This window comes from Chryseobacterium nakagawai (assembly GCF_900637665.1).
Taxonomy (GTDB): Bacteria; Bacteroidota; Bacteroidia; order Flavobacteriales; family Weeksellaceae; genus Chryseobacterium; species Chryseobacterium nakagawai.
In genome coordinates this window covers 884,238-901,491 of the sequence record NZ_LR134386.1, presented here as the reverse complement: position 1 = coordinate 901,491, position 17,254 = coordinate 884,238, and the positions used below count along the sequence as shown (strand labels likewise).

The 17,254-nt window shown below is 33.0% G+C and carries 14 protein-coding genes; 6 read left to right on the top strand and 8 right to left on the bottom strand.

The window, feature by feature from the left end; all coding sequences use genetic code 11:
- Positions 1–3: 3 nt before the first annotated feature.
- The 4 genes from EL260_RS04105 to EL260_RS04090 form a co-directional block, all read right to left on the bottom strand.
- Positions 4–807 carry a GLPGLI family protein gene (locus EL260_RS04105; RefSeq protein ID WP_123858972.1) on the bottom strand — a complete coding sequence of 268 codons (804 nt, stop codon included), beginning with the start codon at positions 805–807 and terminating at the stop codon, positions 4–6.
- A gap of 201 nt (positions 808–1,008) precedes the next feature.
- Positions 1,009–3,294, bottom strand: coding sequence for an NADP-dependent malic enzyme (locus EL260_RS04100; RefSeq protein ID WP_123858971.1), 2,286 nt, complete (start codon positions 3,292–3,294; stop codon positions 1,009–1,011).
- A 15-nt stretch (positions 3,295–3,309) separates the two neighbouring features.
- On the bottom strand, positions 3,310–4,161 hold the full coding sequence (locus EL260_RS04095) for a BadF/BadG/BcrA/BcrD ATPase family protein (protein WP_123858970.1): 852 nt from the start codon (positions 4,159–4,161) through the stop codon (positions 3,310–3,312).
- A gap of 84 nt (positions 4,162–4,245) precedes the next feature.
- The gene (locus tag EL260_RS04090; protein ID WP_123858969.1) at positions 4,246–4,509 is read right to left on the bottom strand and encodes a hypothetical protein; all 264 of its coding nucleotides are present in this window, start codon (positions 4,507–4,509) and stop codon (positions 4,246–4,248) included.
- Positions 4,510–4,871: 362 nt separating this feature from the next.
- Here EL260_RS04090 and EL260_RS04085 point away from each other — a divergent pair, with 362 nt between their 5' ends.
- The 4 genes from EL260_RS04085 (at position 4,872) to EL260_RS04070 (ending at position 8,995) form a co-directional block, all read left to right on the top strand.
- Complete coding sequence (locus EL260_RS04085) at positions 4,872–5,330, top strand: GtrA family protein (protein WP_123858968.1); 459 nt, start codon at positions 4,872–4,874, stop codon at positions 5,328–5,330.
- Positions 5,331–5,333: 3 nt separating this feature from the next.
- Positions 5,334–6,062, top strand: a complete 729-nt coding sequence (locus EL260_RS04080) for a lysophospholipid acyltransferase family protein (protein WP_123858967.1) — start codon at positions 5,334–5,336, stop codon at positions 6,060–6,062.
- Positions 6,063–6,102: 40 nt separating this feature from the next.
- Complete coding sequence (locus tag EL260_RS04075; protein ID WP_123858966.1) at positions 6,103–7,872, top strand: MFS transporter; 1,770 nt, start codon at positions 6,103–6,105, stop codon at positions 7,870–7,872.
- 94 nt (positions 7,873–7,966) lie between these two features.
- Positions 7,967–8,995: a DUF3810 domain-containing protein gene (locus EL260_RS04070; protein WP_228445301.1), complete on the top strand. Its 1,029-nt coding sequence runs from the start codon at positions 7,967–7,969 to the stop codon at positions 8,993–8,995.
- A 410-nt stretch (positions 8,996–9,405) separates the two neighbouring features.
- Here the strand turns inward: EL260_RS04070 and EL260_RS04065 are convergent, their stop codons facing one another.
- Genes EL260_RS04065 through EL260_RS25470 form a run of 4 tightly spaced genes read right to left on the bottom strand, consistent with a single transcriptional unit; the run spans position 9,406 to position 14,802 of the window.
- Positions 9,406–10,242, bottom strand: coding sequence for a thiopeptide-type bacteriocin biosynthesis protein (locus EL260_RS04065; RefSeq protein ID WP_228445299.1), 837 nt, complete (start codon positions 10,240–10,242; stop codon positions 9,406–9,408).
- Between the two features lie 6 nt (positions 10,243–10,248).
- Positions 10,249–12,441, bottom strand: a complete 2,193-nt coding sequence (locus EL260_RS04060) for a lantibiotic dehydratase family protein (RefSeq protein ID WP_123858963.1) — start codon at positions 12,439–12,441, stop codon at positions 10,249–10,251.
- On the bottom strand, positions 12,442–14,619 hold the full coding sequence (locus tag EL260_RS04055; protein WP_123858962.1) for a prolyl oligopeptidase family serine peptidase: 2,178 nt from the start codon (positions 14,617–14,619) through the stop codon (positions 12,442–12,444).
- 12 nt (positions 14,620–14,631) lie between these two features.
- A complete protein-coding gene (locus EL260_RS25470; RefSeq protein WP_164466602.1) occupies positions 14,632–14,802 on the bottom strand; it encodes a hypothetical protein in 171 nt (56 codons plus the stop codon).
- A 542-nt stretch (positions 14,803–15,344) separates the two neighbouring features.
- Here EL260_RS25470 and EL260_RS04050 point away from each other — a divergent pair.
- Both EL260_RS04050 and EL260_RS04045 read left to right on the top strand, forming a co-directional pair.
- Positions 15,345–16,778 (top strand): helix-turn-helix domain-containing protein, encoded by a 1,434-nt coding sequence (locus EL260_RS04050; protein WP_164466601.1) that lies wholly within the window; start codon positions 15,345–15,347, stop codon positions 16,776–16,778.
- Between the two features lie 142 nt (positions 16,779–16,920).
- Positions 16,921–17,205, top strand: coding sequence for a TIGR04139 family peptide modification target (locus EL260_RS04045; RefSeq protein WP_164466600.1), 285 nt, complete (start codon positions 16,921–16,923; stop codon positions 17,203–17,205).
- The last annotated feature ends 49 nt before the right edge of the window (positions 17,206–17,254 follow it).

Genomic DNA, 17,254 nt, shown 5'->3' with positions numbered 1-17,254 from the left:
CGACTATGGATATTTAATCGCTTCTGATAATTCTATAGGATTATTGTTTTTTTTCAGGGAAGTTCGCACATTCTTTGTCATTTCCCTAAAATTGGGTTCTATCTCATTTCCCTTTTCATCCCTAAATTTTGCTTTCACATTTCCGGAAGTCATCTCGCGAAACGGATCATTATAATAGTCCAGCTTTACCTTTTTAAGATCATTTCTTGAAACATTTACCAGCTTAAAGCCCAAACTCTCAAAGTTCATTTTTTGAAAGTCTTTTTTCAACCCTGAAAAGGAGAATTTATAGGAATGACTTTTATCTTCCATCTCCACAATCAGCCCCGGTAATCCTTTGAAAATATAAGGACCTTCCTGCAATGGAATATCTTGTGTAAACCAAGCTTCCCAAATTCTTCCTTTATAGCTTAATGTTGCTTTCTGGCAGTTATAACCATATTTTTTGGCAACCTCTTTCTCTATTTTCCAGTCCAACTGTATAGGTTCTGTCAGTTTATATACATCCGCTGACAAATAGTAATATATTGAGCTTCTGTTCTGCTTATCTCTTACTGCATCAAAAACATAGTCTCCCACAGCAAAGCCATGAAATCCAGTACTTCTCAGAGAATCTACCTGATATTGTTTTTCTGTACAAAATCTGGATTCTCCATTCTGGACAAGGAGTACCATTTTTTTTGATATTGTTTCAGAACTTAATGAGTCTTGTTTATAAACAAGATTATAGTCTATTCTCATATCCTGAGAATAAAAATTTTGAGCGAATGAGAAAAGTAGAATTGCGATGAACGTTTTCAATTGCATATATCAGATTATTAGTTTTGTTCTTCTGTTCTTTGAATGTGGGTGATCTTAAATAGTAAAAATATATCACCAAATGCTGATGCTAAAGGTAATAAAATCCTTATTAAGAGAAATAATTATTCTAAAAATTAATAAATTCCTGGATATAAACAAGAAAAGCACCTTTTATCAAGGTGCTTTTGTATAATAAGGTCAATCAAATTACTTTTTCTCTCTTCTCTGTGCGTCAAGAACAGCAATGGTTGCAAGGTTTACGATCTCGTCTACGCTTGAACGCATCTGAAGAACATGTACCGGTTGTTTTAATCCCATCAGGATTGGCCCGATTACCTGTGCTACTTTCATTCCTCTCAGAATCTTGTAAGAAAGATTAGCACTTTCAAGATTCGGGAAGATGAAGGTGTTTGCCGGAGTTGTTCCTAATTTTGAGAAAGGATAATCACTCAGGTGATCTGCATTCATCGCAAAATCCGGTTGAATTTCACCATCAACGATCATCTTAGGATATTTCTCATGAAGGATGCTTACCGCTTTTGCTACTTTTTTGGACGTATCTGAAATGGCAGCAAAGTTTTCAAATCCAAGCATCGCAATTCTAGGCTCAATAGCAAAAGATTTCACTGTAAATTCAGCCATTTTAGCAATATTCACAAGATCTTCAGAAGTAGGATTTTGGTTGATAGAGGTATCAGCAAAGAAAATAGGTTTCTTTTCAGACAGGATCATCATCATTGCTGCTACTTTATCTACTCCTTTATCCTTTTCAATAACTTCTAAAACAGGACGTAATACAGAGGCATAGTTTTTAGAAAAACCCACAATAAGACCATCAGTATCACCATGTTTCAACATTAAAGGTCCAAAATAATCTCTCTGACGAACATATCTCTTAGCTTTGTACTCGTTCATCCCTTTTCTCTGACGAAGCTTCCAAAGTGTTTCTCTATATTTTTTTCTGTTTTCTTTCTGATCATCATCACTTGGATCAATGATTGGAATATCCAGGTTGATCCCGTAACGTTCCATCTGTTCCTTGATGTATTTCTTATCTCCTAAAAGACTTGGATACGCAATTCCTTCTTCGTAGAGGATCTGAGCTGCTTTTAATACATTATATTCTTCAGCATTTCCAAGGGTAATTCTCTTCGGATTGGATTTTGCACGGCTCTGCATCATTCTTACCAATCTTTCATCTCTACCCATTCTGTCTAAAAGCTGGTGCTCATATTCTTCAAAATCAGCAATCGTTTTTCTTGCTACTCCACTTTCAATAGCGGCTTTTGCAACAGCACTTGATACTTTTGTAATCAATCTGTTATCAAATGGTTTTGGAATAAAATAATCTCTTCCAAACTGCAGGTTCTGAACGTTGTATGCAAGAATTACTGCTTCCGGCACCGGTTCTTTAGCCAGGTCAGCAATAGCGTGTACTGCTGCAAGTTTCATTTCTTCATTAATTCCCGTAGCCTGAACGTCTAATGCACCACGGAAAATATAAGGGAATCCTAACACGTTGTTTACCTGATTAGGAAAATCACTTCTTCCTGTTGCCATGATCACATCTTTACGGGTTGAAAGAGCAAGATCATAAGCAATCTCAGGATCCGGATTCGCTAAAGCAAATACGATAGGGTTCTCATTCATGCTTAATAGCATTTCAGGAGTCATCACATTTCCTTTTGACAATCCTACGAAAACGTCCGATCCTTTTACTGCATCTTCCAATGTTTCGATATCTGTCTGAGCAATGAAATCTAATTTTTCAGGAGTAAGATTTTCTCTCTTATGATTGATTACTCCTTTACTATCGCACATCAGAACATTTTCTTTTTTCAGTCCTAATGAAATATAAAGTTTGGTACAAGCAATGGCAGCCGCTCCAGCTCCGTTCACCACCATCTTTACTTTATCAATATCTTTATTGGCAATTTGCAATGAGTTGATTAATGCAGCAGCAGAAATAATTGCTGTTCCGTGCTGGTCATCGTGCATCAAAGGAATATTTAATTCCTCTTTCAGTTTTTGTTCTATATAGAATGCTTCAGGAGCTTTAATATCTTCAAGGTTGATTCCCCCGAATGTAGGAGCAATTCCTTTTACGATTTCAATGAACTTATCTGGATCTTTTTCGTCAATCTCAATATCAAAAACGTTGATATCAGCAAAAATTTTGAACAAAAGTCCTTTTCCTTCCATTACCGGTTTTGAAGCTTCTGCTCCGATATCTCCCAACCCAAGTACTGCAGTACCGTTAGAAATTACCGCTACAAGGTTTCCTTTTCCTGTATAATCGTATACAGTTTCCGGCTTATCGTGGATTTCCATACAAGGAACCGCTACTCCGGGAGAATAAGCCAATGATAAGTCTCTTTGAGATGAGTGTGGCTTGGATGGTATAACTTCGATTTTCCCTTTGGGTTCTGCTTTATGATAATCTAACGCGGCCTGACTGAAATTCTTTTCGTCGCGATTGTTGTTACTTGACATACGTTTTATTTTTTGTTAGAGTATATATTTAATGTGGTAGTCTACTAAGCTTTCAATTGGTTTCTGAACTACATGTCCCACATTTAAATTAAGTTCTTCCGCTACAGAGCGTAAAATATTTTCATAATAATAAGCAATAGAGCCAATAAAATTGATTTCGGCATCATGAGCTTCCTCATAAGGCATAACCTGATATTCGAAAAAGCTTTTCATTTCTTCGAAAACCATGTTCATGAAGTAAGGATGATCTTTTCTTTCGACAACAAATTTATTGAAATCAGCTAAATAAGCATTTGGTCTTGGAGTATGATACATATTTTTCAATGCATCTTCTATAGTAAGTTGATAACCTTCCTCAAATTCATGATGAAGATCTAAGGGAAGTTTTTTCATGAAATATCTGCGCACCAGCTGTTTTCCAATGGCACTTCCGCTTCCCTCATCTCCCATCAGAAATCCAAGGGATGGCAATTCAATTTTCACCTCTTTGCCATCAAAATAACATGAGTTTGATCCTGTACCTAAAATGCACACGATCGCAGGTTTCCCTTTATAGGCAGCATAAGCTGCAGCCATCAGATCTTCTTTGACAATGATTTCGGCTTTGTTAAAAACTTTTTTAAGTTCAGCTTCTATAATCTCTCGGTTTTTTTCCACACCACATCCAGAGCCATAGAAAAAGACTTTCGTAATTGAATTTTTGACCAATATAAGGTTGCTGTTCTTCTGTATTTCAGGAGTGATAAGTTCTCTGTTGATAAAATTCGGATTAAAGCCGATGGTTTCAGTTTTCAGAAAAACCTTTTTGAAGTCATCCAATATTACCCAATCCGATTTAGTAGAACCACTATCTACAATAGCAACCATATTTTACATTTTAATTTAAGGATGCTAAATTATGAATTTATCTTCAATTAGCATTTAAAACAACCTGGAAGCTGTCTAAAATCATTAATGTTTAAGCTGAGTTTTATTTTCATTGAATTGCAGAAGCCAATCTTCAATTTCATCTTCGAGATAAGATGCCTGCAGTACCATTGCATTGATAAAATCATCAGGTACGGGTTCACCATTGGAATTTTCAAGATTCCAAAGTTCATTAGACATATTTTCATATTCAGAATACACTCGTTTGAAGCGGGAGTTTTCTTTTTCCAACGCTTCAATATTTTTTTGTTGAAGCTGGAATTTTCTGTATTTGTTTTGACGTTTCATACAAATATTATTAACAATTGGTCATAAAAAATTAGAGTAGTATGCTTTCAAATAGGCATTACAAGATAGAAAAACCCACATCACAAGGATTTGAAAATGAATTTATTATCAGGTTATAGTGACATCATTCCGCTTATTAAAATTAGAAATAATTTTTATTTAAAAAAATATTTTAACAACTTTTTTCAGTGTTTAACATATAGTTATAAATTTGCAGATTGATATTGTAAAGAATCCTGATTTAAAATAATTGAAAAACATTATGACACATAGGATCTAAAGAATTACTGATTGTTTTTCTTATAAAACATCCTAGTATCCACTACAATATAAGATATATTTTCAGCTTTTATATTAATAAAATGAAAGAAATACTCATACGCCAGAAACAGGTTTTGTTCTTCATTATTGCCGGAGGACTGAGTGCCATTGTGGAGATTGGCAGCTTTAAAATATTCAGCACTTACCTGCCTCACTTCCTTGCTAGAGAAACTAATTTTCATGGTATACATTATCCTTTAAGCAATATTTTCTCTACCAGTTGCGGGATCATCAGCAATTATTTTCTGAGCATCTGGTTTGTTTTTGAAAGAGGAAAGCACTCAAAGAAAAAAGAGTTTGCTTATTTTATGGCAGTATCTTTTTTCTCCACTTTATTAAGCCTTGGTTTCTTCCAGATATTTTACAGTTTTATATTTAAAGATAATATCAATTTAATTTTTTATACCTTGAGTCCGGAAATAACAAGTAAGATTGCAGCCATTCTATTGGTTTCCATTCTTAATTATTCGGTAAAAAAGAAAGTAATTTTTAACGGTTAAACTGTGGCAAAAATTTTGAATTATCTCTGGAGATTTTGGCTGTTGTTATTAGCATTTGTTCTAACAACCACTCTTGGGATCCCCGTTTATATTTTATCTTTTAGTAAGAAGCATTATAAATACGCTTATAAGTTTGTCCGTTTATGGTGTTTCGGCATGTTTTACGGCATGGGCTTCCGATATGATCTCATTAAACTTTCTGAGCAAGAAAAAGACAGAAACAAAGAATATGTTTTCATCTCGAATCATACTTCTATTATGGATATTATGCTCACCTGCATTCTTTTTCCGCATCACCCAATTTGTTTTGTTGGAAAAAAAGAACTTGTTAAGATTCCTATTTTCGGAACTATTTATCAAAGAATATGTGTAATGGTAGACAGATCAAGCGCAAAAAGCCGTGCTGATGTATACCGCAGATGTGCTGAAAAAATGGAGGAAGGCAACAGTATTGCCATTTTTCCTGAAGGAGGTGTACCGGATGGCACGTCTATTATTCTGGATGACTTTAAAGACGGGGCGTTTATGTTAGCATCAAAACATAACTCTCCAATTGCTGTTTATACCTTTATAGGACTTAAAGAAATGTTTCCTTTTGATAGCTCTAAGGGTTATCCTGGAAGAGTAAAGGTCTATTTCAATGGAATTATAGAACCTACTAATTCTCCAAAAGACTTAAAAGCAGAGGCTTATCAAGTAATTAAAAAAACTTTGACAGAGCATTCTATTTAAAAGAATTAGTTATATTTGTTTGCGAAATTTTCAATAAAATATGTCAAAAACCAACCAGCCGACTAATTACCCGGCACTGTACACACTTGTACTTGTATTTTTTTTCTGGGGTTTTATTGCTGCCGGCAATAGTATTTTCATCCCCTTCTGTAAAAACTATTTTTCTCTCGACCAATTTCAGTCTCAGTTAATAGATTTTGCTTTTTATACTGCTTATTTCCTGGGAGCTTTATTGCTTTTTATATCCAGTACCATAAAAGGAATTGACATTATCGGAAAATGGGGTTATAAGAAGAGTATTGTCTACGGACTTCTCCTCTCAGCCCTTGGTGCTGCCATTATGATTATTGCCGTTAAAAGTAATGTATATTATGGTATGCTCATCGGACTCTTTGTGGTTGCACTAGGTTTCTCTATTCAACAGACTGCTGCAAACCCTTTTGCTGTATTGTTAGGAGACCCTAAAACAGGAGCCAGCAGACAGAATCTTGCGGGAGGAATCAACTCTTTTGGAACATCCATCGGGCCAATTATCGTTGGACTGGCACTTTTTGGAACTACAGCGACAGTAGATGACGACCAGATCAAACATCTTGCTCTTGATAAAGTAATCCTTCTTTATACAGCAGTAGGAGCTCTTTTCCTGATTGCTGCCGGGATCTTTTACTTCTCAAAGAAGCTTCCTGATGGAATTTCTACTGAACCTATGGAAAAAGCTGGAAAAGCAAGAAAAACATTGATTGCAATGACAGTTCTTGTTATTCTTTTCTTTATTCCAGTATTCAGCAGCTATAATTCTGATGAAGCTAAAACCATTGAAATTTTGGGCAATGAAATCACAGTATTAGATCAATCTGTAGAGAAGGAAACTGATGCTGCAAAAATCACAGAACTCAAACAACATATTACAGATAAGAAAACAGAATTGGAGTCTGTTAAGCATCCGTTAGAGAAAAAAAGAATGATGTATCTGGGAGGTGCATTACTTGTTGTTATTATCTCTCTTGTATTTGCCAACTCCAGTGCTAAGAAAAACGCTGAAGGTTGGGGCGCTATGAAATATCCACAGCTTGTATTGGGGATGATCGCTATTCTTGCTTATGTAGGAGTGGAAGTTGCCATAGGAAGTAATCTTGGAGAACTTTTAAGCATGCCTGAATTCGGGGGACATCAGTCTTCTGATCTTGCACCTTATATTTCCATGTATTGGGGAAGTTTAATGATTGGACGATGGACCGGTGCTATCGCGGTTTTTAACCTGAATAAACAACAACAGACCATTGCTACTATCATTGTTCCTTTTATTGCTTTTTCTGTGATTATTGGAATCAATACGATTGCTCAAAAAGACATGTCACATCTATATTTTTATGCAGTTTGTGTGGCTATCCAGGTTATATTATTCCTAATCAGTAAAAATAAACCGGCATTAACGCTAATTATTTTTGGATTATTTGGAACTGCTGCTATGATCACAGGATTATTAACTACAGGAAATGTGGCGATCTATGCATTCCTTTCCGGAGGTCTTGCCTGCAGTATCATGTGGCCATCTATTTTTACACTGGCCATTACCGGTTTAGGAAAATATACCGCTCAGGGATCTGCATTCCTTGTAATGATGATTCTTGGAGGGGGTATTATTCCACCGCTTCAGGGTAAGCTTTCTGACATTATCGGAATTCACAGCTCCTATGTAATTCCTGTATTGTGCTTTGTTTACATTACTTTATTTGCTTATCTGGCTAAAAAATCTTTATTTAGACAGGGAATTAATGTTGACGTTTTAGAATCCGAAGGTGCACACTAAAAATAGACTACCTATATATAAGAAGAAAAGATTTTGGGCAGGTGTATTACTTGCCCAATTTCTTTTGTTTTATGGTTTTTCAAAATCTTTATTGATGATTTCTTTTTTTGAAAAATTCTTCGAGTTCCAGAAAAGACTTCATCAGATGATCTTCAGTGGGCTTTCTTTTTCAGTGGGAGACATTATCTATGTCGTATTGGGAATTGTTCTTTTATATAGCCTTATTGCGTTATTTAAAAAGAAAAACAGGAATACTTCACTGTTAAGAATCCTTATCATTGTAAACATCTTTTACTTTACTTATCAGATATTCTGGGGAATGCTTTATTTCCAGACTCCAATCATTAAGAAACTTTCCAGTCAAGATACTCCTGACCTAAATAAAGCAAAAAAACTGGCCTTACATTATCTGGAAAAATGTAAACTTACCCGTGCATCGATACATGAGGACCATAATGGGATCTTCATTGTCACCAATCTTAGGGCAGTACAACAGGAAATTTTATTCCGGCAAACTCAGCTTCCAAAATATATTTCGGATAAAAAGGCGCCTCAAATTCTTTCTATTAAACCTAGTTTATTTAAAAATGTAATGAACTTTACTGGGATATTAGGATATTATAATCCTTTTACCGCAGAAGCACAATATAACGCTGAATTGCCCCATACTTTCATCCCTTTTACAACAGCCCATGAAAGTTCTCATCAACTTGGTTTCGCGAGAGAACAGGAGGCTAATTTTATTGGGTATCTGATAGGAGTTCATTCCAGTAATTCTGAGCTACGATACAGTACTGAATATTTTACATTGAAAAGTCTTTTACATTTTATAGTTGATAAAGATCCGGAATTTGTAAAATCAGTTATCCAAAATTACTCTCCCGGAATGAAAAGAGACCAGGCTTATGAGAAAAGTTTTGTACTCAGGCATCAGGGTTGGTTGGATAACTTCTTTGGATTCACGAATAATCTGTTTCTGAAGAGCAACCAACAGGAAGGTTCAGTGACGTATTCTTACTTTATTGATCTCCTTCTAAACTATGAAAATAGGCATAAAAAAAGAATCGTATCAGGCGATACGATTCTAAAAACACAAATGATGAAAAAAAATTTATTACCTTGACTTGTTCCCTCATTCAAGGCGATGTAAAAGTACGACATATTTTATAAATACAAAAACATTTCTTTTCTTTTTTGAAACTTTATGAAAACTTTATGATTTTTTAAGTTTTTTTGAGTTCGACAGTAGTTAACATGAATTACAATCACACCTTACATATACTATTAAAATAATAAACAAATTATAGTTAAACTGCGAAAAATTTACAAAACCAAATATTTATTTAAACATAAAATATTCCATTTATTCTGGATTTTGAATGAGTAAAAAATTAGAGTTATCCTTCCGAAAATTCAAAATATCTCCACTATTCCTCTCCTACTCTTTCATTAAATTCCCCATCTATTTTAAATAGAAATGGGAATTTCTTTGAGCCCAAATTATAGTGGGATATGGATTAAATATTCCCCATATTATATCGTTCTGTTACTTCTAAAAGCCAGGCTCTTATAATATCTGAATAAATAATCATAAACAATCATTTCAAACAGTCGTTGATTTGAAACAAAAATTCGATTGATATGCATATGAAATACACTAGAAAAAAAGTGCTGAAGAGAGTTTGAATGATGTTTTATATGTTGCAGGGCTTCCTTAGATTCATGAATATTATTTAGTATATCGGATCTAAAAGGAATATAATCCTCCAATTCAATAAAGTCCTGATATTTAGTAATAAATATTCTATATTTTTTATCAAGCTGAGTATTTAGCTTTTTATCTGCATTGAATTCCTGTTTAAAAGCAAGATTAAATTCGTGGATCCAATTTAGTTTTTCTTCCATGGACAACCCTAGATATTCTAATACCTTATCAATATAATAAAGGCATACCATAATTTTTTCTTCATCATCGAAATGAAGATATTCATAAAGTATACACTCACTGCTTTTCCAAAATAAAAGCTCAGCTTCTTCCATTGTTTTTTCTCCATATCGTTCAATTTCTCTCCGGTAAACATCTATGATACATTCCGATACTTCTCCAGAATCTCTATATTCCTCCAGGGAGTTATTTATTAACGAAACCACCCTACTAAAATTATTAAGGTCTGAAAGTTCAAAACGAAGTCGAAGATGGACCCGTGGATCATAATAACGAATAAAAAACCATTTCTTTATCAGGTCTTCCTCTTGCAGCTTCTGTAATAAAGGGACTAGAGCCTCATCCAAAATAACATCTGCTGTTTTCACTCCTGTATAAATTTTGACATATAGCCACTCACTTCCGGGAATAAACTTTCTTATCATCAATATTTATTTTAATTTATACATTGCAAAAACAAATTCATGTTTAAAGTTTTCATTTTCATTATATAAAAACTCTTCTATCATGATTGTTCTTTTCTTTTTAACGGCCTGGATAAAAAGCATGGCCATATCGTAATTGTCAAGGTGTAGAGCTAAAGTATTATCTGACTCTGCCCATTGTATCCATGTAGGAACTTTCCTTTTGGTCCTCCAGTTTTTTAGTTCGGATAAAAAGTTAGCTTGATCTAAAATAAACTCATCTAAAAAGATAATCTCTTTATCTGAGATTTTCCAACGAGCTTTTACAAGAATGATATTTTTATATTCTACTCTTGGTAGAAATCTGTAAATATCATTCAATCCTCCCCAATCAAAATACAATCCTTTTCTTATTTCCTGAGAATACAGATCAGAAAGGAAATGATAAACGGGTAGTGTATTTTGAAAATAATTATGAGCATTTGTCAAATACGGTCTTATTTCTTTATTAAGCCTTTTGGATCGTAAAACAAATCTATTGCCTTGCAATGAAATATAAAGATCATCTAGTGTTATTTGGTTTTCTTCCGGCAAAACAGATTGTGCCATGTAGGGAATTTCATAATTCCTTATTGTAGGTCTTCTCACCACATTACCGATTCTGGCTTCAGGTAAGTGAATTACCTCTGCCAAAATGTATTCAGGATTCAAAGCTTCTTCTTTATCGGCAATAGCTTTGGTAAGCTTATGTATTTCAGATTTTTCAGAACAAAATCTTCCTAATAAATTGGCAGCACTACTTCCTGTACTCCCATTTAAGAATAATTTTTCTTTATTATCCTCTGATATAATTTCTGTCAAAAAAGAGATTGTATCAGGTAGATCTTGCCAATTTTCTTCTAAGCCTTCAAAATCATCATCCGATAATTCTATCCTGTATTGGTTTTCTAATAATGCATCCTGTAACTTCTCATTAAGGATCTTTTGAATCAGATTCAGCTCAATACTTATCTTTTTATTTCTTTTAGAGATTGGAAGTCCTAGGTCGTCTAAATACGGATGAACTCCTCTTATTGATATATTTTGTTTATAACCAATACCTATCTCAGAATCTAGAACATATTGCAATGATATTTCCTCTGTTTCAAATCGGTCATAAAAAGCTTTCTTGAATTTTTCTAAACGAGTATCTTCTTGAGCTAGGGTTATTTTATTCAAAAAACTAAATGCTCTTTTAATATCTTTTTTCCAAGACGATGATAAAGCCAATTGATGTCTATAATATAAGTCGGTTTGAAATAGATATTTCCGTTCATATTCTATTCCAAAAGATGCAATGAGATCTTCAATCTCAACATAGTCTGAAACCTCATTTCCTATATTTTGATCTAACTTATTAAGTCTATCTTTTATAGAAATCAAAATATTGACTTCATTTGCCTTGAGTCTTTCTAAAACAGAAATGATAATATCTAAAAAATCCATTCCTGAAACATTAGGTTCAATCTCACTTACTAGAACCTGATTATCAATCAGTTCTTCTATAAACTCTGAGGCCTCTTCTTGAGTTATTTCTTCCGAAATAAGGATTTCTGAAAGTTCCTGTATGGTCTTTCCTTGTTTTGAAAATTGTAATAATTCTTGCAATTCTTCAGAAAGCGGAGCCGATGAGATAATGTAATCTCTTTTACCTCCTGAATATTGATACTCTATATATCGTATTTTTTTTCCTACTCTATCAATCGTATTATTAGGATAAAACAACAGCTTATCTCTTATCTCTTTTTTTTTAACGAAATATTGAGCCAGAGATACCAGAAAATACATATCCAATTTTGTATCCCGAATTACATTATCATTATGCAATTCTGAGTTGTCATAGTCTTCCCTAAACTCCCCTAGCCCAACTCCAGAAAATAAGCCGAATGGCGTACAACGGGTACTCATTCGGCTATAGTATTTTAATAAAGTATGTTTTAGTTTTTGGTGTTCTTTTGGTAAAAGGTCTTTTTCTGAGTAAAGCCATCTTGTAATTTCCTCATACAAATCAGGTGAAGCTAAATAAATTGCTTCCAGAAAAACCGATTGAGCGGCAATTTCATTTTTTAATTCTTCATCAGAAATTTTATCTTTATTTACCGCTTCAAGAAATCTTTTACATGAAAATAAAGGAGTACGTACAATATATTCTTCGAAAAATTGATAAGGAAAACGAGACATTTATTTTTTTATTTCTTCTTTAGGCTGGTAGTCAGGATGTCCTAGTTGCCATAGTGCAAATTCAAACATATCTCCTATATTGGCATATCTCTGTGCTATAGGAACATTACCGGAATGTCCTCCTTCAAAGTCTATTTTCAATAATATAGGATTATCAGAAGCGTTATCAGCTATTAATTTAGCCGCAAATTTTGTAGGCATCCATGGGGTTACTCTCTGATCATTCATTCCTCCAGTAATAAAGGTAGCAGGATATTGTATCCCCTTTTTTATATTTTGATAAGCATCCATTTCCAACACTCCTTTGAACTCTTCCGGATCTTTTACAGATCCAAATTCTTTGGGCTGGCTATTGACAGCGGCTTCATCTCTAAGCATATTCAATGCTCCCACTTCTGCAATAACAGCCTTAAAAAGATCTGGCCTTTCGGTCATAGCTCGTCCCACGGTAATCCCTCCTGCACTTGCTCCCCAGATAGCGACCTTTTCTTTGGAAGTATATTTTTCATTGATTAAATATTCTGTACAGTCAATTAGGTCTCGCCACGTATTAGGCTTTGTAGATTTAAAGCCTGCGAGCCTCCATTGGTCGCCCTTTTCACCACCTCCTCTTACATGGGCAATGGCTACTATTCCTCCTTCATTTACCCACAATAAGTAAGTTTTGGCAAAAAAAGGAGTACTGGATAATCCATAAGACCCGTAAGAATCAATTAATAATGGATTTTTCCCATTTTTCACAATGTCTTTATTATAAATTAAAGACACCGGAACTTCTTCGCCATCTCTTGCCTTTATAGTAATTTCTTTAACTACAATGTTTTTAAATTCAGGATATTCTGCAACCGGAGCAATATTTTCCGGTTTGAAAGTATTCGTTTTTAAATCATAGCTAAAACGCTGTTCATCATTGGCCCAACCTGAACATGTCACCCATATATCTGAAGATTTTTCATCTTTAACTTCTAACCCAATATTCCCTGATGGATAAGGAAGTTGAATAGGAGTATCTATTCCGTTTTTATATAAATACAATTTAGATTCTACTCCGTTTTTCGTAGTTGTATAATAAATACCATCCTTAGTGACCTCATAACTTTTAATGATTTCATCCTTCTTTTCAGGTATCAAAATCTCTGCATTCTTGAAGTCAGGGTTTTTAATATTGGTTTTACAAAGCTTAACAAATGGAGAATTATAGCTTGATTGAAATATAATCTGATCTTTTCGTACTTCTAGGCTTTTTGCTTTATCACTTGGATCAGAAAGAGCTTTCCAATTATTCTTACCATCTAGTAAATCATTTTTCTTAATGATGTAGGTTTTTCTGTAGGTTTGATAATCTACTACCATTCCTATATAATAATCCTGATCTAAATCAAAATTTAAAATCATAGGATACTGATCCTCAGTGATGTTGAGATTAGGATTATTTTTGGCAGAAAAAACCTCACGAATAGTGTTGGGGTCCGTACCTATTTTATACAAAACAGTTCGTGTATTTCTATAAAAATTTTTAGATTTAGGATCTGTTACCGAAAATGCAACATAGAAAAAGCCACTGTTATCATCTATCCATTTTATTCCACTAAAAGTAGCAGGAGCGCCATTCGTAATAATTTCAGGATGAATATATTTTGTTTTGACATCCATAATAAGTATATCTGCCAATTCATTCCCTTTTTCAGACATGGAAAAAGCAATTTTATTACCATCCCAACTAGGATTTATACTATTGATAACAAAATTGTGGTTAGTTTCGGTGCTTTTGTAATGAGCAGGATCGTAAAGTAATTCTTCTTTCCCTGTAAATCCATTGCGATAATACAATTTCTCTACTTTCTCATCTCCCTTCTTCTTTAAATAAAAATATTTATTATTACCTGATATTTTTAAGTTAGATACAGAACTGCCTTGTCTCTTATCAATTTCTAACCTTTTCTCTAAATAATAATTCTTTTTCGGAATCCGATCAAGAACAGAATTGGTGTATGCAGTCTGTGACTTCATCCAATTTAGAGTTTGGACATCTTCTATATTTTCTAAATTTCTGTATTCATCCACAATGCTAGTTTCAAAATATCTGTCAGTAACAGGTTTTGATGGAGCTAGATTTGTTTTTTGAGCATGAATGCAAACAGATAACAAACAGAAAATAACAAATATTCTTATTTTCATTATTCTTAAAAATTATTTACCGCTGGCTGTTTGAAAAGGTGTTGGAGGTGGATCATCACTTCCATTTTCATTAAAACCAAGTGTAATACCAAAAGCTCCGCGAATGGTTTTCATTTGACTTGCTTTCATCATTTGCATCTTGTTTAAAGATAGTCTTTTTTCTTCTTTTCCCCTCTTTTTCATGTTTGTTTATGTTGTAGGTTTTGCCTTACAAAGAAAGTAATATTTTTTAAATTACATTAAAACTTATACTATAGATTTATAAATTCGAAGTATAATAAAAACACAAAAAACTACTGTAAAGCAACCAGTTAAACTAAAATTCACTTTACTTATTATTAATTTTTTTTTGGATTAAAAAATGTAAATTTGTACTGTATTTATATAATATGATGAGATTTAAAGCCCTTTTTTTATTTATTCTTTTAAGTAATTTACTTTATTCACAAAATAAAATAAATGATAGCTTAGAAACATATAGCTATAAAGAATTGAAAAATAAATTTTATAATTATTTTGAAAATATAAAGACCGATCAAGCTAAAACTATAGCGAAATATTACCTCCAAAAGGCTAAAAAGGAGCAAAATACTCTTCAGACAGCAGATGGATATGTTCTTATTCATTTCAATGAAAATTTTTCAAACGCTCTAAAGTATCTGGATAGTGCAGCCATCATTACCAAAAACTTAAAAGGAACTATATATCCCTCTCAGACTTATTTGATGAAGGGAAATCTTTATTATAAGTATGATAATTTAAAATATGCTTTAGACAATTATATTTTAGGATTACAACACTCAAAAGCCCAAAAAGACAAGAAACAGATTGCCTATGCTAATATGAATATTGCCTATTTAAATAGCTATATGGGTAAAAATGCCGATGCTGCCAAAACATTCAGATATTATTTATATAACGGAGATGGTATCACAGATGAATCTCAGCATAATCAAATGCGCATAAGCCTTATCTATTGTTATGTTGAACTTAATAAATTGGATTCTGCTAATATTCTGATTAATGAAGGGCTAAAAGCGCCATTGACTTCCCAAAACAAATACGTTAATCATCAATATATTTATTATGTAGGAGCATATAATTTAAAATTAAAAAAATATGATGTTGCAGTCAAAAATTTTTTAAAAGCTTATCAATATTTTTCTGGTATCCAAGATCAGAATATGAACTACTCTCTTTTAAATATTGGTAAATCTTATGAGGGGTTAAAAAACAAGGAGAAAGCCGTAGAAAATTATACTAAACTGGATTCCATCATTGCAAAAAGTGGATATACATTTCCTGAACTGAGGGATGTCTATACTTTTCTTATTGATTACTATAAAGAGAAAAACAACAAAGAGCAACAACTTTACTATATTGAACGCTTTCTAAAAGTAGATCAAAAGCTTGATGAGCAATTCAAATATCTTTCAACAGAAATACCAAGAAAGTATGATACCCCCAATCTTCTGCAAGAAAAAGAAGATATCATTGGAGAGTTAAAGACTAGAAAAAGAGTGCTCTATATTTCTGTGGGGATACTTTTATTAATCCTTTTATTCATTATATATTTATATTATAAATCTAAGAAAACAGAAAAAGAGCAAAGAAAAATTGCTCAGGATTTAATCAATCTGGTTGAAAAGAGAAATATTGAAGAGAGAAATGAAGATGAAAAAAATGAAGTTAGTACCTTTAAAACAGCTCATATTGAGGCTCCAGAGCAAAGTGAACAAAATGATAAAGCCCCTAAGATTATTTCCGAGGAAGTCACTCAATTTATATTACAAGAATTGAGGATATTTGAATCTAAAGAACTTTTCTTAAAAAAGGGTATTACATTAGCCAGCCTAGCCAAAAATATAAAAACAAATACGACCTATTTATCAGAAATAATCAATACTCATAAAAGCAAAAACTTTGCGAGTTATCTTAATGATCTTAGAATAGATTTTGCTTTAAACAGATTAGTAAAAGATAAAAAATTCCGTTCCTACAAATTATCTGTCATTGCTGAAGAGCTGGGGTACAATAATGAACAGGCATTTTCTTTAGCTTTTAAGAAAAAAACAGGCACTACTCTTTCTATGTATATTAAAGAAATTGATAGTTTAAACGATCCTCAAAACAACAATAACCAATTGATATACAAGTGATTTAATATTCTATTTTTATAAATTCATATATGTAGATTTATAAATCTACAACCTTAAGACTTTTTTTACGATTTGTTCTTGTGTAAGTTTGCTTCAGGTAAAAACACAAAATTTATTTTTTTGTATGTGTACAGTACAAAATATGAATATACAAGCTGATCAGCACCTTCCCAAGCCTGGGATATATGGCAAGAAAATATTAATTCAAAAAAAAATTTTAACAATGAAAAAGTTAACAGGAATGAAGAAAGGTTTTTCTTCTTTAGAAAACAAAAAACTAAAAAGAGACGATTTAAAATCAGTTAATGGTAGTCTAAGATCTTATGCTATTGAGTCTAGTGCTGCAGTTACAACGCCAGGATGCTATGAAGCTGACCATTATACATCTAATGGAGGTGATTATATTGGTAGACTAGAAGTTTGCTAAACATATGAAAAAGAAAAAGGGAGGGTGAATATCCCTCCTTTTTATCCAT

What these genes read in the sequence shown, in the direction of transcription:
- EL260_RS04105 (WP_123858972.1), bottom strand. Translation starts at nt 807, where the DNA reads ATGCAATTGAAAACGTTCATCGCAATTCTACTTTTCTCATTCGCTCAA.
- EL260_RS04100 (WP_123858971.1), bottom strand. Translation starts at nt 3,294, where the DNA reads ATGTCAAGTAACAACAATCGCGACGAAAAGAATTTCAGTCAGGCCGCG.
- EL260_RS04095 (WP_123858970.1), bottom strand. Translation starts at nt 4,161, where the DNA reads ATGGTTGCTATTGTAGATAGTGGTTCTACTAAATCGGATTGGGTAATA.
- EL260_RS04090 (WP_123858969.1), bottom strand. Translation starts at nt 4,509, where the DNA reads ATGAAACGTCAAAACAAATACAGAAAATTCCAGCTTCAACAAAAAAAT.
- EL260_RS04085 (WP_123858968.1), top strand. Translation starts at nt 4,872, where the DNA reads ATGAAAGAAATACTCATACGCCAGAAACAGGTTTTGTTCTTCATTATT.
- EL260_RS04075 (WP_123858966.1), top strand. Translation starts at nt 6,103, where the DNA reads ATGTCAAAAACCAACCAGCCGACTAATTACCCGGCACTGTACACACTT.
- EL260_RS04070 (WP_228445301.1), top strand. Translation starts at nt 7,967, where the DNA reads ATGATTTCTTTTTTTGAAAAATTCTTCGAGTTCCAGAAAAGACTTCAT.
- EL260_RS04065 (WP_228445299.1), bottom strand. Translation starts at nt 10,242, where the DNA reads ATGATAAGAAAGTTTATTCCCGGAAGTGAGTGGCTATATGTCAAAATT.
- EL260_RS04060 (WP_123858963.1), bottom strand. Translation starts at nt 12,441, where the DNA reads ATGTCTCGTTTTCCTTATCAATTTTTCGAAGAATATATTGTACGTACT.
- EL260_RS04055 (WP_123858962.1), bottom strand. Translation starts at nt 14,619, where the DNA reads ATGAAAATAAGAATATTTGTTATTTTCTGTTTGTTATCTGTTTGCATT.
- EL260_RS25470 (WP_164466602.1), bottom strand. Translation starts at nt 14,802, where the DNA reads ATGAAAAAGAGGGGAAAAGAAGAAAAAAGACTATCTTTAAACAAGATG.
- EL260_RS04050 (WP_164466601.1), top strand. Translation starts at nt 15,345, where the DNA reads ATGAAGGGAAATCTTTATTATAAGTATGATAATTTAAAATATGCTTTA.
- EL260_RS04045 (WP_164466600.1), top strand. Translation starts at nt 16,921, where the DNA reads ATGAATATACAAGCTGATCAGCACCTTCCCAAGCCTGGGATATATGGC.